The 22,052-nt window shown below is 57.3% G+C and carries 15 protein-coding genes; 7 read left to right on the forward strand and 8 right to left on the reverse strand.

The window, feature by feature from the left end; genetic code table 11:
• Positions 1 to 8: 8 nt before the first annotated feature.
• On the forward strand, positions 9 to 839 hold the full coding sequence (locus FBX97_RS25090; RefSeq protein ID WP_141837846.1) for a hypothetical protein: 831 nt from the start codon (positions 9 to 11) through the stop codon (positions 837 to 839).
• 56 nt (positions 840 to 895) lie between these two features.
• Here FBX97_RS25090 and FBX97_RS25095 read toward each other — a convergent pair whose 3' ends face one another.
• The 7 genes from FBX97_RS25095 to FBX97_RS25125 all read right to left on the reverse strand — a co-directional run bounded on the left by FBX97_RS25095 (position 896) and on the right by FBX97_RS25125 (position 6,263).
• Positions 896 to 1,711, reverse strand: a complete 816-nt coding sequence (locus FBX97_RS25095; protein ID WP_141837848.1) for a hypothetical protein — start codon at positions 1,709 to 1,711, stop codon at positions 896 to 898.
• A gap of 143 nt (positions 1,712 to 1,854) precedes the next feature.
• Positions 1,855 to 2,214: a hypothetical protein gene (locus FBX97_RS25100; RefSeq protein ID WP_141837850.1), complete on the reverse strand. Its 360-nt coding sequence runs from the start codon at positions 2,212 to 2,214 to the stop codon at positions 1,855 to 1,857.
• Between the two features lie 111 nt (positions 2,215 to 2,325).
• Positions 2,326 to 2,643, reverse strand: a complete 318-nt coding sequence (locus tag FBX97_RS25105; RefSeq protein ID WP_141837852.1) for a hypothetical protein — start codon at positions 2,641 to 2,643, stop codon at positions 2,326 to 2,328.
• Positions 2,644 to 2,785: 142 nt separating this feature from the next.
• Complete coding sequence (locus tag FBX97_RS25110; RefSeq protein WP_141837854.1) at positions 2,786 to 3,445, reverse strand: ankyrin repeat domain-containing protein; 660 nt, start codon at positions 3,443 to 3,445, stop codon at positions 2,786 to 2,788.
• Positions 3,446 to 3,677: 232 nt separating this feature from the next.
• Positions 3,678 to 4,037: a hypothetical protein gene (locus FBX97_RS25115; protein WP_141837855.1), complete on the reverse strand. Its 360-nt coding sequence runs from the start codon at positions 4,035 to 4,037 to the stop codon at positions 3,678 to 3,680.
• Positions 4,038 to 4,188: 151 nt separating this feature from the next.
• Positions 4,189 to 4,455, reverse strand: a complete 267-nt coding sequence (locus FBX97_RS25120; protein WP_141837857.1) for a hypothetical protein — start codon at positions 4,453 to 4,455, stop codon at positions 4,189 to 4,191.
• Positions 4,456 to 4,631: 176 nt separating this feature from the next.
• Entirely contained in the window at positions 4,632 to 6,263 is a 1,632-nt protein-coding gene (locus FBX97_RS25125) for an ATP-binding domain-containing protein (RefSeq protein ID WP_141837859.1), read from the reverse strand.
• Positions 6,264 to 6,445: 182 nt separating this feature from the next.
• Between FBX97_RS25125 and FBX97_RS25130 the strand changes: the two genes are divergently transcribed.
• The 4 genes from FBX97_RS25130 (at position 6,446) to FBX97_RS25150 (ending at position 16,318) form a co-directional block, all read left to right on the forward strand.
• Positions 6,446 to 9,856, forward strand: a complete 3,411-nt coding sequence (locus FBX97_RS25130) for a TM0106 family RecB-like putative nuclease (RefSeq protein WP_141837861.1) — start codon at positions 6,446 to 6,448, stop codon at positions 9,854 to 9,856.
• The gene (locus tag FBX97_RS30285) at positions 9,856 to 11,706 is read left to right on the forward strand and encodes an AAA family ATPase (protein WP_141837863.1); all 1,851 of its coding nucleotides are present in this window, start codon (positions 9,856 to 9,858) and stop codon (positions 11,704 to 11,706) included. Before FBX97_RS25130 ends, FBX97_RS30285 begins: the two co-directional genes overlap by 1 nt.
• Positions 11,703 to 13,022: an McrC family protein gene (locus FBX97_RS25140; protein WP_141837865.1), complete on the forward strand. Its 1,320-nt coding sequence runs from the start codon at positions 11,703 to 11,705 to the stop codon at positions 13,020 to 13,022. The genes FBX97_RS30285 and FBX97_RS25140 overlap by 4 nt, the downstream gene beginning before the upstream one ends.
• A 779-nt stretch (positions 13,023 to 13,801) precedes the next feature.
• Positions 13,802 to 16,318, forward strand: a complete 2,517-nt coding sequence (locus FBX97_RS25150) for an ATP-binding protein (RefSeq protein ID WP_141837867.1) — start codon at positions 13,802 to 13,804, stop codon at positions 16,316 to 16,318.
• A 653-nt stretch (positions 16,319 to 16,971) separates the two neighbouring features.
• Here FBX97_RS25150 and FBX97_RS25155 read toward each other — a convergent pair.
• A complete protein-coding gene (locus tag FBX97_RS25155) occupies positions 16,972 to 17,853 on the reverse strand; it encodes a DMT family transporter (RefSeq protein WP_141837869.1) in 882 nt (293 codons plus the stop codon).
• A 73-nt stretch (positions 17,854 to 17,926) separates the two neighbouring features.
• Here FBX97_RS25155 and FBX97_RS25160 point away from each other — a divergent pair, with 73 nt between their 5' ends.
• The gene (locus tag FBX97_RS25160) at positions 17,927 to 18,406 is read left to right on the forward strand and encodes an Lrp/AsnC family transcriptional regulator (RefSeq protein ID WP_141837870.1); all 480 of its coding nucleotides are present in this window, start codon (positions 17,927 to 17,929) and stop codon (positions 18,404 to 18,406) included.
• Between the two features lie 1,180 nt (positions 18,407 to 19,586).
• Positions 19,587 to 21,200, forward strand: a complete 1,614-nt coding sequence (locus tag FBX97_RS25165; protein WP_141837872.1) for a methyl-accepting chemotaxis protein — start codon at positions 19,587 to 19,589, stop codon at positions 21,198 to 21,200.
• Positions 21,201 to 22,052: the final 852 nt, after the last annotated feature.

Consider the following 22,052-nt stretch of genomic DNA (forward strand, 5'->3'; position numbering starts at 1 on the left):
CCTGAATCATGAGCCATTGTCAAGTTTGCTCGGCCGAATTTGGTGTCAAGTTCGCTTCCTTCCGTTGCCTGTCGTGCCAGTACGAGTATTGCAAGGCCCACCTGATCCCTGCTCAGAACCTGAGGATTGACCAGAGCCTGATGCAGGCCTGGCATGGCGGGGCAGGGCTATGCTTCAAATGCATCCTGCTTACCTGGGGGAGCGACGACGATACATTGCGCGCACCGCGCGGCATGTTCGGGCGGCTCCGACAGATCGCCGGCATGACAATCGACGGCGCCGCCAGGCTGACTGGTCTGCGCAAGGACCCGAGAACGCTGCTGGCCATCGACAGCACGACGTTTGCGGACTTCAGTCGGGCCCGCGCGTTCGCGATGCTACGGCACCAGCGTGTGCCGACCAACGAGGAAATAATGAGAGACCTGGCGGACTGGGCCCGGCTCTTCGCGATTACGCAAGGGCGAAGCACGGAGCGCCAGCTTTGCCTGAACGACGTGTTCCATCTGGTCGACTGGCTGCGCACGGAGCCGCCATTTCCGAAGGCGCTGCTGGGCCTGAACTGGTCGACCATCGAACGCAGTCCTCAGTACATGGCGCTCGCGGCCGACGTGCTGCACGTGACACGCGGCGCCTTCGCCATGATGTCGGCAGGTGCTACCGAGGTGGCGTACAGGGTGACGGATCGTGCGATCGAGCACTTTACCGGCAAGAGCTCGATCGAATTCGCCTACGACAAGCTCAAGCACCGCCTGGGCGTGAACGTCAACGTGCGGGTCTTTGTCATTTACTGGTTCGTCGGCCAGATCATCATGCAGCTCCTTGCCCGGCGCGACGAGTAGTGCGCCTTGCCGGTTCCGGATGATCAACAATGCATGTGCCAAACTGAAATGAGCCGTCAGTGCGGGCCGAGTCGCTCGACGCTCTGGTAGGCGCGTATGGTCAGTGAATTGGCATGACTTTTTACTTCGCTCCACACTTGAGCAGGGGGCGGAATGCGGTTCATGTACTGGCAGACTGCATGCGTGTCCAGAGCGGCTTCCCGATGCTCGAGCACAAGTGCGTTCAGCATGTTGGCGAGCTCACAATCGGATTTTATGTCAAGCGTTGTCCCCGCTACCAAGGTAAAAACGCCGACGTAAGGCGCAGCTCGGAGTGGCAGTTCTGTGATCAGCTCGCCGGCATGTATCGACAGTTTTCTCGATATCCGATCCGCTACCGTCTTCACTGTTCTTGCGCGCCTGACCGACAGTTCCTTCAGCGCGATCTGCTCCTTTTCCAGTGCGATGTGCCTGTTTCGCAAACCCGTGTGTTCAAGCTGAAGTTTTTCCAATCGACTCGCTGCCTCATTCTTCTGAATTTTTATCTGGCTGTTTTCGAGCTGCAGTTGCGCAATGGTGGACTCGAGTGCCTTTCGGCGTTCTGTCAGCGTCATGTTCTGCCTGACCAGATCGTCTGCCTTCTTCATTTCGGCTGCTGGAGCAGGCTGGCTCCTGAGTCTCGATATCAGATCGAACGAGTCCGGGGACAAGGTTTTCATGACTGCCACAAGGGTGTCATGTCCGGTCGACTGTGCTTGAACGCTCAGCAGGGTAAATATATTTGTAGCGAACAATGCGCCAGCAATAATCCATGGCACAAACGACATCGGAATGCGTACAGGCCAACGCCTGTTTCTTGTTGCCGATGGTTTTGGATGGGCCTGGTTATTCATGTTCAGCAACACCTTTCAAAAAACGGACTGGTGCGGAGTCCAACGGGTAACTTGCCCCTTTGAGAGCCGTGCGTTCTGCACCGCTCGGGGCCGGGAATTGCCGGGTGTGCCAGATGAGCAGTTATTCTCACGTATGACAAAGATCAGGCATCTCTCAGAGGCGGCGGTAATTTTGACGCTTCGGACACGGGAATCATTTCCCACTCGACGATGCTGCTATTCAGCAGCACTACATCTTCTCCTGTCAGGATGCTTCGTGCAAACGCTTGTACGCGTTCAACATTGATTTTACGGCTCAGCACCTTCTGCTCGTCCCGGGCCCGATACCATACGCCGTCCAAGTGCTCCCACGTTTCAGAGCTGACATTTTGTGGGTAGAAGGCGCCAAGCGGCCTCGCGTTATCCTGAGCCCGGCTTCCGAAAACCAGATGGATGGCAGCGGTTAATGGTATCAGAACACCCTGAATGTTCTTTCGATGCTCAGGTTTGGGTCGGAAAGTCATGATTTTAAGATTCTCCTGGTTGGCTTTGTCCACTTGGCCAGTGGCTGCCTTTGGCTGTGTCGGCCTGTGGCAACCGTCAGCCTCGACCCAAAGCAGACATGCGGGGCAAGTCTATATTCTCGATAAAAGATGCCGCGTGAGGAACAGGATGACCACGCTCCCGGCCAGCCACACCAACATGAACGAGAGATACCGAACGGCGAGCGGATCCATTGCTCGCTTTGGTGCGCCTGATAGATTGCCGGTGATGCCAACGTCGGATAGAGCCCACGTGAGGCACATGGCCATCAAGATGTATGACGCGAGTCCTCCAATTCCGATAAACCACCAAAAATGTGGAAGCAAAACACGCCACAGATATGCGGCAATACCTGCTGTAATTGCTGGGCCAATGAGACCGAAGGGGATTGCAAAACTGAACGGGTTCATTGGGCAAAATTCCAATAAAGGCAGGTTCCGGATCTGGGGGCAGAGCGTTCGCTTCTGGTCGATAGCAGGCTATTGCAGCGTCAGCTTGCGACCAGCGAAGGCATGACGGGCTCGAAATATTCTCGTCGCCAAAGGCAGCGAACTAGACAAAACCTTCCGCCACAAGTCGGCTACCCTGGGAGGTTATTTCATGACGCTGACCTGAGCCGTCCACGACACGACACCAACTTTCAGCTATCAGCCTGGCGGTAACGCCTGTGGCGTCCAACCGATAGCTGAAGCCTCCGTACATTCCAGGTATGGGAAACCACATTTGCGGTCGTTCCAGTTCAAGTAGCGGCTCCAATTCCGGTAGTCGCAGTCCGTGACCTGGTAGTTCGCGGTCAATCCTGGCGCGAATAACGTCATGGAAACTGGATTGAATTTTCAGCAAAACCCCTGTTGGCACATGATGCTGTAATACTGGAGAAAGAGATTCTCGCAAGTGGTAATGCCCCATTCTTTCTGCGATATCAATGGCTCGCTCGCCACACGAGTTCTGAATTGTCCTCCAGGCACCCAGGTCGACAAGCCTGTTTGTTATCTCGACCGGGGCGCCAGCGTATGCGGCCTGATGTAATGGCGTATAGAGGGACTGTCCCGCAAGGCGGCAAGAATTAGCGAATTCGGGGTGTTCGAGAAGGATGCTGAAGACAGCTGGCCAATCAGCTGATTTCGCCGCGTCTGCCAGGCGAACACGAGCATTCAGAATGCCTTCTTTGTAATCGTCTAATTTAGTAACTCCGTCCCAGATAATATCCACCAACAACTCCTGTTGAATAACAGATCTTCGTGTTTTTCGTATGATTAGTGTAATCTATCAACGTTAGAGCCAGGTTCGCACACTGTCCGTTCCTTGCCATTTGCGGGCCTGCCAAGCGTCCGTTTTCGACCCTCGAAACCGACGTTCAACATCCCGGCAGACTTCCCTTGGCTGGCACGGCGGGCGCTATGCGCCCGTCAGAGACTTGATGACGTTGTGCGATTCCAGTTGTTCAAATAACAAGCGCGGAGTTGATTTCTTCTTGAGAGCATTTGGAATTCTTAATCGCATTCCAAATTTCTCCCATGCAGTTATTAAGTTCTTCTATTCGATTGAAAATCTGCCAAAGGTCTTCATCCTGTTCTTCAATGCAAACATTGTGGAAACAAGTGAAGCAAAAGCCTTTTATGTCGGTCATCTCCTCTGTGCGAATTTCGGCATAACGCCGGTTTTTCGGCGCCGAAAGCGAGCAGCCGCAAAGCGTCACGTCGTCTGATTCTTCTTTGACGAAGTGCCACTTGACAGAGTCTGCGGAGCTGGCAATTGTCCCAACCTCAGGTTCAGGCCAACTTACTACAAGCATTTGGGGCATGTATTACTCTTTCGCTTTGATTGCTGAGTGTTCACAGTATGGCATTACCTGACCCTGCCAAGGTAGCTGATGTTAGCGGCTGCTCCTGGCCGACGGCTGCCTTACTTGTGCGAAACCGATACGCGATGGCGCTGGGCGACCAATGCTCACCTCATGCCTGGTAATCGGTCCGCTTTGCCTTACGGCGCGCAAGATGGACACCGAGCGCTAAAAGTGGCGTTTGCAGCACTCCAACCCCGATCAGCATTCCGACACCTAGATATTGAAGCCCTTCATCGCTAAAGAATGCAAGTAGAATTTTCGTCAGCAAATACACGATTACGCTGACAGGAAAACAAAGCAGGTAGGCCGAGCGTGCGCCTTTAATGAGAGTGCCAAGCGCATAGCCGGCCATGATCGCTGCAAGCAGAGGAATCATCGTATTTCCCTGGATGGAATATCGAAGGATATCAGCTTTCCCAATCGAAAAATACTCACTTTCTTGCACTTGCCCTGGAGTGGCCGCTTCAATTCAAGGGTGATTGCAAACTTTCGGAAAGTCTCAGTGCACACCATCGTTCCTTTGACGACAAGAACAAGTTTTATTAGTCGCTCTTAATCCCGCGCCAGTGCTTCCGACATGCACTGCTCGGCCCGGGACGACAGCACCAGCTCGGCCGTCATCTGCGCCCGGGTCAGGGCCACGAACAGGCGCCGGCGCGCAGCATCGTCCAGTTCGGCAAAATCGAATTCGGCGACCACCACGGCAGGCGAACTCTGGCCCTTGTAGCGGTACACCGATTCCACCAGCAGTTCGCCCTGGCTCCAGCGCGGCTCGCCGTTGCGGTCGTACTCGCCGGTGAAGCGGCGCGTCAGCCAGGGGCCGATGCCGGCCCGGTTGAGCAGGACCGACCGCTCGCGCCCGCGCCCGCACACGACCGCGATGTCGTCCAGTGCAAAGCCGCGCGTCAGCAACGACGCCACGGCGGCCTGCGTCCGAGCCAGCAATTCGTCGTCGGACCCGTAGGTACGGATCTCCGGCACCTGCCCGGGGTAGGGGTTGAGGCCGCGCACCGGTGGCTGTACCAGCGAGAGCGAGTTGATCACGTCGCAGATCACGCGCGGGCTGCGGAAGTTGTCGCTGCAGCGTATCGTGACCGCGTCGCCCAGCTCGAATCCATCGTGCTGGTACAGCCGCTGCGCATCGTCCTCGAGCACGTAGAGGCGGGCGCCGGGCTTGAGACGGTTGCACAGACTCTCCACCCATCCGGCATCGAAGTCCTGGGCCTCGTCGATCACCAGCAGGTCGAGGGACCGCGTGAAGCCTTCGCTCGCGGCAAGGTAGGCATCCGCCATGCGCTGGAACCCCTGCGGGGAGAAGTCGGGTTCGCCGTGCACACGCCGGTAATGCTCGACGCAGAGTTCGTGGTAGTTCACGACCTGCACCTTCGGCGAGGCCAGCCGGCGTACGTGGTCGGCAAGGGTCCGGTTGAAACAGGTGTAGCTGGCGTTCAGGCCCTCGGCCACGGCGCCTTCGAGCAGCTGCAGGGCCAGCTGCGTCTTGCCCGAGCCGGCCGTCGCCTGGACGCGGAACACGCCGGACGGGGACTCGATACGCGGTACCCATGTCGCCAGCCCGTCCGACAGCCGCCGCACCGTGCCCCGCAGCTGGTCGCGCATCACTCCCAGATCGGGGGTGACATGGAACTGGTTCAAAAGCAACCGGCGCAATGCATCGCGGTCGACCTTGCTGTGGGCGGCGCCGAGCCAGTTGCGGACGGTCGAGACCATGTCGCCGTAACGTGTCGCGTCAATGATACGGTCGCGTGGGATCGATATCACCTGGCTGTTTCCCAGCTCGTAGTCCGGCAGCACCAGGCAGCTCTGCAACGTCGTCTGGAGTCCGGCTTCCTGCAACCGGTTCTGCATTGCGACGCGCTGCAGGCGGCCCTGGCGGGCCACGTCGCATTCGCCATCGCCGTAGAGCTTGAAGATCTCGCCATTACGCAGGAGAACCGGGCCAGCCTTGACCTCCATGATCAGCAGGACCCCGTCCGGCGACATGACGATCACGTCGATCTCGCCGTAGCAGTCGCGACCGCCACGGATCGTGTGCAGCGCAATGTTGTGGAAAACCTCGAAACCGGCTGGAAGGTGGTCACGCAGGCATTCCAGGATTTCAAGTTCCCGGTAACGTCCGGCGTCCATGCGCAATGGAGGGATGAGGGCGGGAGAAATGGCGGCCATGGCGCTCGGGATGGGAAATTGGAGGTTTTGAATATTATCAACAAAGCTTGTGTTTCGGTACAATTGGGTAACGATCGATCGATAATGCAACGGTGTGATCGTTCGGGCTGCCCCGTCCGGCATCCAGCTCTTGCCCAACCACCGTAGCGCCGGTCCCGGAACGGACGACAGGAGGAGTTCATATGCAGCGCCACGGCAACAAGATCTTGCACTCGGCTTCGGACGTCGTGAATTTCCTGGAGTGCGAGCACATCGCCCGCCTTGACATGATCGACCTGGTGACGCCTCTGCAACGCGCGAAGGACGATGACCAGGCCCGACTGATACAGCAGAAAGGCTATGCCCACGAAGCGACCTATGCTGCCCGCCTGTCCAGTACCAGCGATTCGTTCATCGATATCGCGAAGGGCAAGGCCAGTCTCGATGAGCGGATCGATGCCACTCGTGCGACGATGTCGAGCGGCATCGGTGTCATCTTCCAGGGAACACTCCGGGACGGCCCGTTTGTCGGCCATGCGGACTTCCTGCGCAGGGTCGAGCGGCCGTCGGCGCTGGGGCCGTTCAGCTACGAGGTGGCAGACACGAAGCTGGCCCGTAGCGTCAAGGCCAAGTTCCTGGTGCAACTGGCGTTCTATTCCTCGATGGTCGCCAGGATCCAGGGGACGGAACCGCGGCTGATGCATGTCGTGCTCGGAGACAGGCAGGAACGGAGTTTTCGCTATGCCGACTACAGCCGGTATTTCCACACTGTGCGTAACGACTACCTGGCATGGGCCACGAACGGCACCGCCCAGACGTATCCGCATGTGCGCGAGAAATGCAGCCAGTGCAAATGGCGGCTGCATTGCGAAAGCCGGAGACTGGCGGACGACCACCTTTCCCAGGTTGCCAACATCAGCCGTCTGCAGATCGGGAAGCTGGAGGACGCCGGCATCACGACGATGGCTTCCCTGGCGCAGGCCAGCCGGGAAACCCGGATTCCGAAGCTTGCGCCCGAGGTGTTCGGGAAACTGAGGCAGCAGGCGGTGCTCCAGTTCAAGGCGCGGCAGACGGGCGAGCGGCACCTCGAGTTGCTTCCTCAGGATATTGAAGCCAGGCGCGGCTTTTGCCGCTTGCCCATGCCGGACGCGGGCGACATGTTCTTCGACATGGAAGGGGATCCGCTGGAAGAGGGCGGCCTCGAATACCTGTTCGGAGTCTACTGCTTCGACGATAGGAGTCCGGTGTTCAAGCCGTTCTGGGCGCACACCCGGGCCGAAGAAAAGCTCGCCTTCGAGCAGTTCATGGATTTCATCGCGGATCGCCTGCGGCGCCATCCCGGCGCCCACATCTACCATTACGCAGCCTACGAGGCGACTGCACTGAAGAAGCTGATGTCGCTGCACGGCACCCGTGAAGCCGAGGTCGACCATCTGCTGCGACAGGGAAAGCTGGTCGATCTCTACAAAGTCGTGCGCGAAGCGATACGGGTTTCCGAGCCGCGCTATTCGATCAAGAATATCGAGCGTTTCTACATGCAGGCGCGCGAAGGCGACGTGCAGAACGCCGGCGCCAGCATCGTCTTTTACGAGCAGTGGAAGGAAACCGGAGAGGCGAAGCTCCTCCAGGACATCGAGGACTACAACTTCGACGATGTGCGCTCCACCTACGAGCTGCGGCAATGGCTGCTGGCGCTGAGGCCGGCGACGACGCCGTGGTTCGGCGCGACGGATGGTCCGCGGGGCGACGAAGGCCGGCAGCCAGCCCAGCTGACCGATGCGGAAAAGGCGCTGGTGCCCTACAGGGAGAAGCTGGTCGACGGCTTGCCGCCGGACCGGGCCGCATGGACGGTCGGTCAGCACCTGAACGAGCTGACCTACCAGTTGCTGGACTTCCACCGGCGTGCGGAGAAGCCCCTCTGGTGGGCAATGTTCAACCGCATGGACATGAGCGACGAGGAACTCCTCGACGATGCCGAGAGCATCGCCGGGCTCCATTTCGACCCGGCACACCCGCCTGTCGTCGAAGGGCGCTCCACGCGCTACACCTGGCTGTTCCCGGAGCAGGAAACCAAGCTGAAGACGGGCGACAGCTGCGTGCAGATCGGCAGCAATGCGAACCTGGGCGATATCGTCGTCGATCATGATGCGCGCCGCGTCAGCTTCAAGCTCGGGCCCAAGAAAGCGGCGCCTCCCGCGGTCCTGAACATCGGCCTGGGCGGTCCGATCTCGAGCGACAGGCTGAAGAAGGCCGTCGGCCGTTTCGCCGACAGCATTGTGGGCGGCGCCGATACCTATCCCGCCTTGCGGGCATTCCTGAACCGGGAGCCGCCCCGCATCCACGGCCATGCGCCGGGAAGCGCGATCGTCGGCGAGGACCGGGACGCACTGCCCCGGATCATCGAGGCGATCGCGGGTCTCGATCGAAGTGTCATTTTCGTCCAGGGGCCGCCGGGGGCAGGGAAGACCCATACCGGGTCCCACGTCATCGTCGAGCTGATGCGCCGCGGCAAGAAGGTCGGCATCTCGTCGAACAGTCACAAGGCCATCAACCACCTGCTGGCAAGCGTGGAGAAAGTCGCCGCCCGGCAGAACGTCGGCTTCCATGGTGTCAAGAAGTCGACTGCTGGGAAGGAAGATTCCCAGTTCGACGGCAGCCGTATCCAGGACGTGGCAAGCAACGACGAGGTCGTGCTGGCGCTCGACGGGGGCGCGAACCTAGTCGCGGGCACGGCCTGGCTCTTTGCCGATCCCCGGATGGACCAGGCGCTTGACTACCTGTTCGTCGACGAGGCCGGCCAGGTCGCCCTCGCCAACCTGGTGGCGATGGGCGTGAGTGCCCGAAACATCGTGCTGCTGGGCGACCAGATGCAGTTGGGGCAGCCCATCCAGGGCGTGCATCCCGGACGGTCGGGCGAATCGTCGCTCGAATACCTGCTCGACGGTGTGTCGACCATTGCACCGGACCGGGGCATCTTCCTCAAGACGAGCTATCGCATGCACCCTGGCATATGCCGCTTCATTTCCGACGCCGTCTACGACGGGCGGCTCGAGGCAGAAGAGGCGAACCGGCACCAGGCGCTCATGCTTCGGCCGGGCGCCCATCCTGCGCTCAGGCCGGCCGGCATCGCCTACCTCGGCATCGAGCACGACGCCTGTTCGCAGAGGAGCGTCGAGGAAGCGGAGCTGGTAAAGGTGCTCTACGCCGACCTGCTCGAGCAAAGCTACACGGACCGGACTGGCGCGACCAGGCGAATGGCGCCGCAAAACATCCTGGTCATCGCTCCCTACAACATGCAGGTTAATCTGCTCAAGCAGGTCCTGCCCGAAGGCGCGAGGGTCGGGACCGTCGACAAGTTCCAGGGACAGGAAGCGGAAGTCGTCATCGTGTCCATGGCGACGTCCAGTGGAGATTACCTTCCACGCTTCATCGAGTTTTTGTACAGCAAGAACCGCATGAATGTCGCGATCTCGCGTGCGAAATGCCTGGCGCTTTTCATTGCCAATCCAGCCTTGATGTCGATCCGATGCTCGACGCCGGAAGACATGGCGCTCGTCAATACGCTTTGTTGGATTCGGGATTTTTCGGCCAGCCAGGCCGGAGATAGCGCGTGATGAAGATCGAGATCACTGCCGGGAACCTTCGCCAGAATCATTTTTACCTGACAGGGCATCTGGACGATTTCCCGAAGGACGTGATCGGTGGGGCCAACAGCGAAGATGAAGCAGCCCCGCGCCGGCTGAGGCTTAAATGGCCGTTCGGTGACCCGGTCATCACGGACATCGCAGGCGACAAGAAAATTTTCCGCCAGCGTGGATGGGTACGCAAGCTGTTTGCCCAGAGCAACGCCGAGCCTGGTGACTTTGTCGTATTGAAGGCAGTAACACCCTACGAATATGAAGTCCATATCGAAAAGAGAGCGGGGACGGGCAAGGCGCCGATCTTGGAACGAGTGGATGAAGATGACGAGCCAAATGGAACCCTGATGAAGTCGAAAGCACTCAACACGATCCTCTACGGTCCTCCAGGCACCGGAAAGACTTTCAGGACGGCGGAATTGGCCGTGCAAATCTGCGATGGTCGCGCCAGTGGCGTCCGTGATGAGGTCATGGATCGTTATGAAGCGTTGCGCCAGGGTGGACGCATCAGCTTCGTCACTTTCCACCAGTCCTACGGTTATGAAGATTTCGTCGAGGGGCTGCGCCCTGAGTCCATCGGCGGGCAGATCAGCTACCCCGTGCGGCACGGCGTCTTGCGACAGATTTGCGATACGGCCCGGCTCAGCAGGATGGCCAGGCCGGGACTGAGCGGCAAGCCGCTCAAGGAGCGTACTTTCTACAAGATGTCACTCGGCCGCTCGGGAACGATCGAAGGAAGTCGCGTTTTCCAGGACTGCATCGAGAATGGCTATGTCCTGTTGGGGTGGGGCGATGATGCCGATTTTTCGGAATGCCGCAGCGCGGCCGACGTGCGGCGGGTGGTGGCGCAGGAACTTGCTCAAAGCGGGGACAAACAGGAGTCCCAGGCCCGCTATGTTCAGGTCTTCAAGAACGACATGCAGGTGGGCGACATCGTCATCGTCCCCCAGGGCAACAGCGACTTTCGAGCCATCGCGGAGGTCACCGGCGACTACGAATACCTCGAAGAGCCGGCAGTCGGGCGCTACCATCAGATGCGGCGCGTACGCTGGCTGGCGATCCTGGACGACGCCGAGGTCGTCAACGTAATTTTCGATCGTAACTTCATGCAATCGGCACTGTACCGGCTTGATCGGGAGGGGCTGCGCTTCGACGCCCTGCAACGCCTGATCGACCAGCAACTTCCCGCTGCTCCACAGAATTTCGTATTGATCGTCGATGAAATCAACCGCGCCAACATCTCGAAAGTGTTCGGAGAGCTGATCACCCTGCTCGAGCCCGACAAGCGCGAGGGTGAGGTGAATGCACTGACAGTGAAGCTTCCCTGTTCGGGCGACGACTTCGCCGTGCCGCCCAACCTGTACATCGTCGGCACGATGAACACCGCTGACCGCTCGATCGCATTGCTCGATACGGCACTGCGCCGCCGATTCGAATTCGAAGAGATGCAGCCCGACTACGGCGCGCTGCCCTCATTCCCGGACATCGACCTAGCAGCGTTGCTCGCTTCGCTCAACGAGCGCGTCGAATACCTGTACGACCGGGACCATGCGATCGGACATGCGTACTTCATGCATGTCGCGTCGCTGCAGGACCTGGATACTGTTTTCCGGCGCAAGGTGATCCCGCTGCTGCAGGAGTATTTCTATGAAGACTGGTCAAAAATCCGGCTCGTGTTGAACGATCGGGAAGGCCTGTTCGTGGACGCCCGCACTGCGGTGCCGAAGGGCCTGGAGATCGCGGCCGATGGATTCGAGCCGCGCCCGCGCTACCGGATGCGCAGCGAACCGTTTCCCCTGGATGCGTACCTGAACATCTACCGATGACCAAGTCGCGCATATCGCTGAGGGAGCATGGCCGCTTGCACGTGGGCGCGTTCGACCCGTCGAAGCCGTCCGTTACTTGCGAGCAGGCTGCGTTACTGACCGGGCTGAGGGCACGCCACGGCTTCGATGTCTTCAGGTGGACGAACCAGCACACCATTGCCGCGCAACAGTATGTGGGCACGGTGCAGGTCGGACAGGTCACGGTCGAAGTACTGCCCAAGATCGAGACCGACACCGGCTCGCCCGACGAGACGACGATCCGGCGTAACCTGATCGCCATGCTGATGACAGCACGTGGCGTACAGGTAAGCGAAGGTGATATTGCGCGCGTGGCGGTGCAGCGGCATGGCATCCTCGAGATCCTGATCCGCCTGTTTTGCGACAGGCTGTTCGCACAGGTACACCGGGGCCTGGTGCATCGGTACGAACCGCGCGACGAGCAGCTGGCGGTGCTGCGCGGCAGGCTGGACCTGAGTGGTCACCTCCGCCTGAACGCAGCCAACCCCGAGCGACTGTACTGTCGCTTCGACGAGTTCCAGGCCGACAATGACTTGAACAGGGTGTTAAAGGCGGCACTCGCCCTGTTGTTCAGGGTAGCGAACGATCTGGACAACCAGCGCCGCCTGGCCGAGTTGCTGCTTGCCTTCGATGGGATAAGCGATGTGCCGGCGGCTTCGCTGCCCTGGCACCGGATCGGTTTCGATCGGCTCAGCGAGCGTTATCGCCCCGCTTTCAGGTTGGCCGAACTGTTCCTGAAGAGCAAGGCGCCCGATGTGACCGCAGGAGCACAACATGGCGTTTCGCTGTTTTTCGACATGAACAGCCTGTTCGAGGAATACATCGGCCGGGTTGCAACCCGTGTATTCCAGCCTGTCGGAATCGAAGTCAAGCTCCAGGGCCCGCAAAGGTTCATTGCCACGGATGAGTCGAACGGTACCCGGGCGTTTGCAATGCGGCCCGATGTCGTCGGCATGCGGGATGGCCGGGCAGCATGGATCGTCGATACCAAGTGGAAGCAGCTTTCGCCGGATGAAGTCCGGGATGGCGCAGGGCAGTCCGATATCTACCAGATGTACGCGTATGCGAGCAGTTACGGCTGCCCCGATGTGGTGCTGCTGTATCCGCATCACAGCGGGCTTGGAACGCAGAGGGGTGCAAGGGCGAGTTATCAATTTCAAACCGCGATCAGGATGCCGGACGGCCTTGCGAACGGTCGACTCAGGATCGCTACCATCGACTTGGGCAGGCTGGATTCGATTCCGATACAGCTTCAGGCACTGTTCGCTGAGCAGCCAGCGTATACTGCCGGGACATGAAGGGACCAGCACTGGAGCAAGCATGGCAAGCTGATTGCATACCGACCTGAAGCTCATGGTCTCCCACGTGGTATTGCTCACATTGCTCTGATAAAAACCTCATAAAATCAATGGGTTAGCTCAGCCGTTGGTAATCGAGTGGGAGTAAAGTTTCCTTTTGGAAATTCCGCTGTTGCGGTTTTGAAAAGGGCTCGCTTCTGCGAGCTTTTTTTGAGATTAAACGATCCGAGGAGGGTAGCCTTAAGGCCGCTCAAGAGTGATAGTCGATTGGATCAAAGCTGGCCTGTTGATAACCGAAGCTGGCGCTGGAGGTCAGCTTTCCTTAGAAAAACTCTGCCATGACGATGACCGACCGTGCAGCAGCATGCAAAGTTGCGGAGTTGTGATCGACTCCCATCCTTGCCTCAAGAGTTCGCAATTGAAGGTCTGCACGGACCTACGCCATTGCGTTTGGAGCCTACCGGAGTTTGCATTCCTTTAAGGTTGAGGAACTCCAATTAAGACCCGCAAGGGTCTGACAAACTCATGGCGATTCAGCGTGCGCCTTTAACGCCTGCAGTGGAACATGCAACGCCTCGTCTTTGATAAATACGTCGAGCAGGTAGTCAACCGTCGCACGCACTCGCCGTGCCACTAAGAGCGCCTAACAAAACCCTCTCGTTGCTCAGCAGGTAACAGCCGAGTACACTGAGCCGTGCCGACGGTCCGCTATCGGCCATAAGCTGACGTAGCAGTAGTCATCATACGTAACGCCTGCGCTACCTGACATAAAGGTAAGATTGGGCATCGATCAGCGCACATTCGCTTCATTGCGGAACTTCACTTTCATGTCATCCATTAAAAACCGCTTGTTTGTAGGCGATGGGCAGGTTCGCGCCCTTCTTCGGGACCGGGACTGGTCTGATTTTCCGCTCGGCGAACCGGACACTTGGCCAGCTCCGCTCAAGACCGCTCTTCAGTTGATGCTAGACTCCACTCAGCCAACGTGCTTGTCGTGGGGAGATCAGCTATCCTTTTTCTACAACGATGCGTACATAGCCGTCCTTGGACAAAAGCATCCACAGGCATTGGCCAAACCGTTCTGGCAAGTTTGGGCAGAGGTCGAAAGTACCTTGGCGCTTGAAGTGAATGAGACCTTGGCTGGTGGGTCGGTGTTTAACCAAAATGTTCTGTTTCGCATTTTTCGCAAAGAACAACCTGAAGACACTTGGTTTACTTACTCGCTCCTACCGCTGCGAGACGAGTATGGCCAAGTGGTTGGTGTTTTTAATCCATGTATGGAGACGACCAGTCAGATAAGGGGCGAACAAAGAGCTGACTTTTTTCTACGATTGGCAGACCGCCTGAAGGGCCTGACTGTGCCTGATGAAATTACACTGGCAGCAAGCGAGGCGCTGGGCTCGTATCTCCGTGCCGCCCGGGTCCTATATGCTGAGGTAAATGACGCTGCGGGTACATTCACCATCCGTCAGGACTGGACGCGCGACGGCTTGGCTAGCGTTGCAGGAGAAGTCAGAACCCTCGATTCTTTCGGCGCTCAAGCCATCTCTACTTTGCGCGCTGGACAAGCCTTGCTAATCAACGATGTCACCCAAGATCTCCGTACGGCAGACCATGCAGACGCTTACAAAAAGATCGGCATCAGCGCGTCCCTGACGATACCTCTGATGCGTTCGGGCCAATTTACACTGATGTTGAGCGTGCATCAAACCGAGCCTTATGCGTGGACCGACACTGATGTTCAGCTAGCATATGACCTCGCTGAACGAACCTGGGCTGCAGCAGAAAGCGCGCGCGCATATCAGGAACTTCTCATAGAACGTGACCGTAGCCAAGCAGTCTTTGACACTATGACGGAAGGCTTCGGCATGCTCGATGCAAACTGGAATGTGTTGTACATGAACGCAGAAGGGCTACGAATCGGCAACCGACCTGGGCAAAAGCTAGTTGGTGGAAACCACTGGGAGTTGTGGCCAGAAGTCGTCGGCTCTGACTTGGAGCGTATGTACCGGCGAGTCATGCAAACGCGAGCACCGGAGTCTGTAGAGTTTCTTCATGCTTACTTAGATCGAGATCCCGGTTGGCTGGAGGTTAGAGCGTATCCAGGCGTCGACGGTGGCCTGTCGATTTTCTTTCGAGACGTCAACAATCGTAAAGAGGCTGAAGAGAAACTACGAGACGCAGATCGGCGCAAAGACGAATTTCTGGCAATGCTTGCACATGAGTTGAGGAACCCTCTTGCACCAATTGGCGCTGCTGCTCAGCTTCTCCAATTAGGTAAGCTTGATAATGAGCGAGTGAAAAAAACAAGCGAAGTGATTGGTCGCCAAGTCAACCACATGACTGGGCTGATCGACGACTTGCTTGACGTCTCACGCGTAACGAGTGGCCGAATTGAACTGGATAAAGTCGAGCTCGATATCGATCATGTCATCAATGACGCAGTCGAGCAGGTCAACCCGTTGATTCGTGCGCGCAGACATGAACTCGTCGTACGCCATCCTTCGCAGGCAGGCACGATATGCGGTGACCGTAAACGCCTGGTCCAGGTTATGGCCAACGTTCTCAACAATGCTGCAAAGTACACTGCCGACGGTGGTCACATCGCTTTAACTACTCTGGTTCGAGAGGCAGACGTCCTGATCGAGGTAACAGACGACGGGATCGGCATGACGCCAGAAATGTCGAGCCATGCGTTCGACCTCTTTGCCCAAGCTGAGCGTACGTCGGACCGTTCATCGGGCGGACTGGGCCTGGGACTGTCGCTTGTCAAAAGCCTTGTTGAGCTGCACGGCGGTATTGTTACCTGCAAAAGTGATGGGCTTGGTAAAGGCAGTACGTTCTCGATTGTGCTGCCCTTACTGCGTCCGAACGCCAATCCTGCCTCTGTCAATTCCGTCGTTGTTGCTTCGGAGACGCCCGCTACCGCTCGCCTGCGTATTCTGGTAGTGGACGATAATGTCGACGCGGCCGAGATGCTCAAGCTCGTCCTTGAGGCATCGGGACATGACGTTATGGTCGAACATGGGGCGCATCTTGCACTGGAGACGTCGAAACGCGAACAACCCGATGTCTGTTTGTTGGATATTGGTCTTCCCGACATCGATGGCAATGAATTGGCTCGACAGCTACGCGCCCAGCCGGAAACTCGGGAGGCGGTGCTTGTTGCTGTGACCGGTTACGGTCAGGATAGAGACCGAAACGATGCTTTGGCGGCTGGCTTTAACCATCATCTCGTCAAACCGGTTGATATCGCCAAGTTGGCCAGTATTCTCTCCGCGGTCAAGCCTATTTGAATTGCGTTACGGCATATGCCGACACTGGACGCTAACGCTTCTCATCTGCACAACAAAAAAACGGCCGCTTCGCGTAACTGATCAGACGCCTCATATGTCCGCTTAGGGTCGGTTGCTGCCGTTGTGACAGTCTGCGACTTTTCACCGTCTTCGACCTGCTATGCTCATCTGAACGACCGGGTGCGGCCAAGAGCGGTCTTTACGAAGAGCATTGGTTGCCGAGGGTCATACACTTTACGGAGATGAAATGAGATTATGGTTCGTCGTCCTGGTTTTCGCTACACAGTTTGTGTCGACTGCATACGGCCAAGAGAAACCAAAGCCCGCTGCGCCTGATGCCGCTTCCCTGCCAAAAACACCAGTTGCTCCCTCCGATCCAGTCGATTATGACTATGCATGGGATCAGTTTGACCATCGAGGGAAAATGATATGGGACTGCAGAGGCATACAGTCAGGTGCAATTGTTCAACCCGAATTATGTGAGTTCAAGCAGAAGGCAGATAGTCAATGGCCGGATAAAAAGATACCGAGCAGTTGGAAAAGATAGCTTAGCGTGCATGGGCTGCTGGCTCTTACCTCCTAGTTGAATGACCGCTTCGGGTCGTAACCTGCCTGTGACGGTTACCGGTAATCATGCTTGGAAGCTTACAAAATTACTTTTCCTGAGTGGCGTGCATGCTATTCTCGTGCTGTCCCTGAACGCTGCTGCCAGCCGACGCGACAACCACAAGACCAATGGCTAGCCATTGCGTGATGCTTAGTTGCTCATTCAGCAGTACCAGGCCAAGCATTGCAGATACCGCTGGTTCCATGCTGATCATGATGGCAAACACCTGTGGTGGAAGCCGTTTCAGCGCAATCATTTCCAGCGTAAATGGCACAGCACTGGACATTACTGCGACACAGAGGGCCGTGGCAAATATCCAGGGCGACAGCAGTGTGCTTCCAAGATGTGGTATGCCGACAGGCACGACAATCAACGCAGCCACAGCCAGCCCCGACGACACCGAATACCCTGCATGAAAGTGCTTCATCTGCCGGCCGGCAACAATATAAATTGCCCAAAATACTGCAGCCGCCGAGGCGTACATGACCCCAGCACGATCAAAATGGGCCGTGTCTCCGAGTGGAAGGAGTAAGCCCAGGCCTGTCATCGCTAGCAGAACCCAGACAAAATCGAGCGGTCGGCGTGACGAGAACAACGCTACCGTCAGCGGCCCGGCGAACTCTATGGCGACAGCGATGCCGAATGGAATCGTACGTAAAGCCAGATAAAAGCTAAGGGTAACTAATCCCATTGCGGAGCCGTAGCACACTAGCCGGATAGCATCCGGCCCAGATAGGCCGTAGCGCCATGGACGCCAGATGACAAGAAGCAGAATCGCAGAAAAGCCGACGCGGATGGCAGTTGTACCCTGCGCGCCAAAAAGAGGGAACAATGTGTGCTTCGCCAACGACGTACCAAGTCCGAGGAAAGTAATCGAACTGAGAATCGCCAGTGCTGGCAGCACCGTGGTAAATTTATGTGTAGGCATCACGAAATCTTAGTGCGATATCACCGGTATTCGGACTCTCCTTTCACTTATCTAGCGCAACTTTCGCTCACCTATGACACGACCTGTTTCGGTTGGTTTGGATGGTTTCGACCTGGCTATTCTGGACATTCTGCAACGCGACAATACGGTTTCACAGCGCGAGATTGCCAAGGCAGTCAATCTTTCAGCGCCTGCGATTCAGCGTCGGGTCCAGCGGCTGCGGGAAAGCGGCGTCATTCGCGCCGAGGTCGCCGTTCTCAATGCCAGCAGGCTTGGCCGTCCGCTGACATTAACAGTGGCAGTAGGCGTGCACGACGAGCATCCCCAACGTACAGAGCGACTGCGTCAACGCATCATGGCCGAGCCGGCCGTTCAGCAGTGTTACATCATTACTGGCGAGGCTGATTTCCTGTTGGTAATCACTGCGGCAACGATGAATGATTTCGAAAATGTAACGCAGCGGCTTTTTAGCGACGACGACAATGTGCGAAGAATCCAGACTTCGGTCGCACTGCGTTGTCTCAAACTTGGCTCTCACGTGCCACTTTACTGACTAGTTCTCGCACGACTTTTGCGTCGCGCCACCACGGCAATGGCAGCTTAGGGTCGGTTGCGGTCGGTCGTGACACTCCGTGACTTCTCCTCGACAGCAACATGTTATCCTGAGCCGAACGGCCGCGTTCGGCCAGGAGCGGACACAGACTAGTGGTTTCGTGAACCGGCAGAGACGCGATGCCTGTAGGATCTTTGATCGTTAGGAAAGCTACGGTCCTTTGTGGTTGCCGAAAAGACCTTCTGTGTTCTTTGGTTTGGCCCCTGCGTTATTGGGCTGCAGTGTCCTCGCAAACATTTAGGGTAACGCATGCGCCAATTAGCTTTTGCGCTGGTAGTTTTTTGTTGTGGATGGGCTCACGCTCAGAACCTGTCAATCGAATCTACGGATCTGCGTATTCCCCCTGCAGAAGCCATCGTTTTGATTTCAAAAAGCCAAGCAATTTACGAGAATCATGAATTCCCACAGTGTACGTTAATAGGATATCGGGGTTCGAATGAGGTCAAGAAACCCGGCTTTGTTTATCGTCTCGGTCGGGAGCGCAAATACCCTGGGATTGATATTGAGATCTAGCGTTAGACTTCGATTCGACGGGCAAAGCCTATAACGCTCATGTTTTCAGCCGCTAGGGAGCGCTCGCTCTGTTGCTGTATTTCAATGCAAACGACGGTGCTGACTGAAAGTTGTAACTCGAGGTAAAGTTCCCGAAGTGGCATGTAGAAACAGCATCTCGCAAATGTACGGACACCATTCATTGGCGACTTAATTGGTCTGTTCGCTACGTCTGCTCTGAGTCGGAAGCGGAAGTAGCCGTGAGCACGCAATCGGCAAGGAGCGGACAGTTTATACTTAGAACTACTAACAGGACATTCTGGCTGCTACATAAGCAATAGCAGCAGAGACTGAGCACGCTGACCGTTGGATATTTTCCACAAGGAAACCTATTGATGGTTTTGTACGATATGTAGTACTAGAATAGTTCTCATTGTCATAGAATTCTTGACAGCGCTTGGCCCACGCCCTGCCATCGCTCTGCTGCACTACAGCTCCCCCATACGACTTCGCGCGGACCTCTCCGAGTACCCGATGCGCCTTCGCGACGCGCTTACCCAGGAAGGCCTCGGCTCCAGCTATTGCGTTGCCGGTCACGTCTTCTGCGACAACAAGGAAATATCTAGAAATGAAGCTGAAAAACATGAGGATCGGCCAGCGTCTCACACTGGGCTTTGGCCTGATGCTGGCTCTGCTGGCGTGGGTAGCAATAAGCGGTCTCACGAACATGAATTCGCTGAACGCCGCAATGGACAAGATCGTCAACTTCAACAACGTCCAACTCGAGAGCGCTAACGAGCTGCGCGATGCCCAGCGTCGGATCGCCATCGGCGTGCGCGACATCATCCTCACGACGGATGAAGCAGGCATGGACAGCTTGGCGAAGACGGTGGATGCCGCATGGCAGGACTATGACCGCGCGGTAGCGACGCTGGACAAAATGATCGTCAAGCCGCATTTGCGTGCGCACCTGGGCAAGATTGCCAGCGCTCGCGAGGTCGCGGCGCCCCTCATCGCCAAGGCGCAGCAACTCGGCAGGGAAAATAAGAACGACGACAGCACGAGCCTCATGAAATCCAGCGTCATCCCGGCGACTAAGGCATGGCAAAAGACCATCAACGAAATGATCGACGCCCAGATTAAGCGCAACCAGGACGAGCAGGCGGCCGGCAAGGCCGAGTTCGAGCAGGCGCGCCTGTTGCTGATTGGAGTATCCGCTTTGGCGGTGGTCGCCGCCGCAGCCATCGGCATGTGCATTACGCGTTCGATCACCGGTCCGATGCGCCGCGCGTTGTACGTCGCCAAGACGGTTGCCGCCGGCGATCTGACCAGCCGGATACAGGTCGACTCGACCGACGAAACCGGCGAGCTACTGGCCGCGCTGAATGAGATGAACACGTCGCTGCAGACCATCGTTAGCCAGGTACGCAGCGGCACCGAGACCCTGTCCACCGCATCGAGCGAAATCGCGACTGGCAACCTAGACCTGTCCAGCCGTACAGAGCAGCAAGCTAGCGCTCTTGAAGAAACCGCTTCTTCGATGGAAGAGCTGACCTCGACGGTCAAGCAGAATACGGAAAACGCACGCCAAGCCAACCAACTGGCCATGTCGGCCTCGGACGTGGCGACTCGCGGCGGCGCGGTGGTCGCCGATGTGGTGAGCACGATGAGCTCGATCAACGAATCGGCCAACAAGATCGTCGACATCATCGGCGTGATCGACGGAATCGCCTTCCAGACCAACATCCTGGCACTGAACGCAGCCGTCGAAGCGGCTCGTGCTGGCGAGCAGGGCCGTGGCTTTGCCGTGGTGGCATCCGAAGTGCGCAACCTGGCTCAACGATCGGCCGGTGCGGCCAAGGAGATCAAGGTCTTGATAGGCGACTCGGTCGATAAGGTCGGCCAGGGCAGTCGCCTGGTGCAGGAAGCCGGTTCGACCATGGATGAGATCGTCGCAAGCGTGCGGAGGGTGACCGACATCATGGAGGAGATCACGTCCGCAAGCCGAGAGCAGGAAGCCGGCATCGAACAGATCAACCAGGCGGTCACGGAAATGGACACCGTGACCCAGCAGAATGCGGCGCTGGTAGAGGAAGCCGCCGCCGCAGCGCAAGCACTGCAGGAACAATCTGGACAGCTAGAGGCCCTGGTGAGCACCTTCCGCCTTTCTGGCGGTACGACAGCTTCGGCGGCCCCGGTTGCGCCGCGTGCCCTTGCGCCAGCGCGCCTTGTACTCGCCTAGTTCGATTTATTTGCTTCTTCGTAAATATCGGTAAGGCAACAATCGAAAGTGCTCTGTCTACTTTCGATCATCATCTGGCGGAGCGCATGTGAATCCAGAGGGTTGCCTTTGAGCGAAGAATCTAACGAGGTCTAACGAGGTCTGCTGTGGCTCGGCTGCGGCCGCTTGTAATCGTTTGTGACTTGTCCTGGACGGCAACCTGCAATCCTGCACCGAACGGCCGGGTTCTGCCAGAAGCGGACTTTCGTCAACTATTAAGTCTGGCAAGGAGATTCCCATGCGTATCAAAGTTCAAACAGCGGAGATCCAGTGCTGTTTGATGAAGGGGAAGGACTGCATCGGTTAGCCGATAAGCTACGCGATGGTAGTTGTCAGGGATGGTCAGGCGTTTGCTGCCGACACTAGGGGAAGCCCTACGCCGTATGATGAGCTATTGCAGAGTACCAGGGTTCGCAGACTCGGCGCAGGGCCTACGGCATGCCACATTGCTGAGGACCGCTGGCTTGACCTCCAAATCAGCGATGCTGACCTCAATCAGATATGTGGGAGCCTGGAGCGACTACAAGACGGTGGTCACAACCACCTCTACTCACCCCCGGTATCAATTCACCAGACGGTTCGGTGACTTTCCGTGATTGTCTCGGCCGTTTGCCCGGGTAAGACCAACGCCATTGCCACATTTAAAGTCTCATGTACCGATGGCTTTTTGTTGCAACTCTCTTGAACTGCACCGTTCCCATGGCGGCGTCACCAACTTCCACCGATGCGGCAGACGCGGACAGCAGGTGAATTACGAGCGCAAATGCCGTCGACTGCGTTGACGATCAAACCGTTTCGGCATGCCTGGAAGCT

It is taken from the genome of Herbaspirillum sp. SJZ107 (assembly GCF_006715485.1).
GTDB lineage: Bacteria > Pseudomonadota > Gammaproteobacteria > Burkholderiales > Burkholderiaceae_D > Telluria.

Bases quoted from the DNA above. Each gene is read 5' to 3' on its own strand.
- FBX97_RS25090 (WP_141837846.1), top strand. From the start codon at position 9: ATGAGCCATTGTCAAGTTTGCTCGGCCGAATTTGGTGTCAAGTTCGCT.
- FBX97_RS25095 (WP_141837848.1), bottom strand. From the start codon at position 1,711: ATGAATAACCAGGCCCATCCAAAACCATCGGCAACAAGAAACAGGCGT.
- FBX97_RS25100 (WP_141837850.1), bottom strand. From the start codon at position 2,214: ATGACTTTCCGACCCAAACCTGAGCATCGAAAGAACATTCAGGGTGTT.
- FBX97_RS25105 (WP_141837852.1), bottom strand. From the start codon at position 2,643: ATGAACCCGTTCAGTTTTGCAATCCCCTTCGGTCTCATTGGCCCAGCA.
- FBX97_RS25115 (WP_141837855.1), bottom strand. From the start codon at position 4,037: ATGCCCCAAATGCTTGTAGTAAGTTGGCCTGAACCTGAGGTTGGGACA.
- FBX97_RS25120 (WP_141837857.1), bottom strand. From the start codon at position 4,455: ATGATTCCTCTGCTTGCAGCGATCATGGCCGGCTATGCGCTTGGCACT.
- FBX97_RS25125 (WP_141837859.1), bottom strand. From the start codon at position 6,263: ATGGCCGCCATTTCTCCCGCCCTCATCCCTCCATTGCGCATGGACGCC.
- FBX97_RS25130 (WP_141837861.1), top strand. From the start codon at position 6,446: ATGCAGCGCCACGGCAACAAGATCTTGCACTCGGCTTCGGACGTCGTG.
- FBX97_RS30285 (WP_141837863.1), top strand. From the start codon at position 9,856: ATGAAGATCGAGATCACTGCCGGGAACCTTCGCCAGAATCATTTTTAC.
- FBX97_RS25140 (WP_141837865.1), top strand. From the start codon at position 11,703: ATGACCAAGTCGCGCATATCGCTGAGGGAGCATGGCCGCTTGCACGTG.
- FBX97_RS25155 (WP_141837869.1), bottom strand. From the start codon at position 17,853: ATGCCTACACATAAATTTACCACGGTGCTGCCAGCACTGGCGATTCTC.
- FBX97_RS25160 (WP_141837870.1), top strand. From the start codon at position 17,927: ATGACACGACCTGTTTCGGTTGGTTTGGATGGTTTCGACCTGGCTATT.
- FBX97_RS25165 (WP_141837872.1), top strand. From the start codon at position 19,587: ATGAAGCTGAAAAACATGAGGATCGGCCAGCGTCTCACACTGGGCTTT.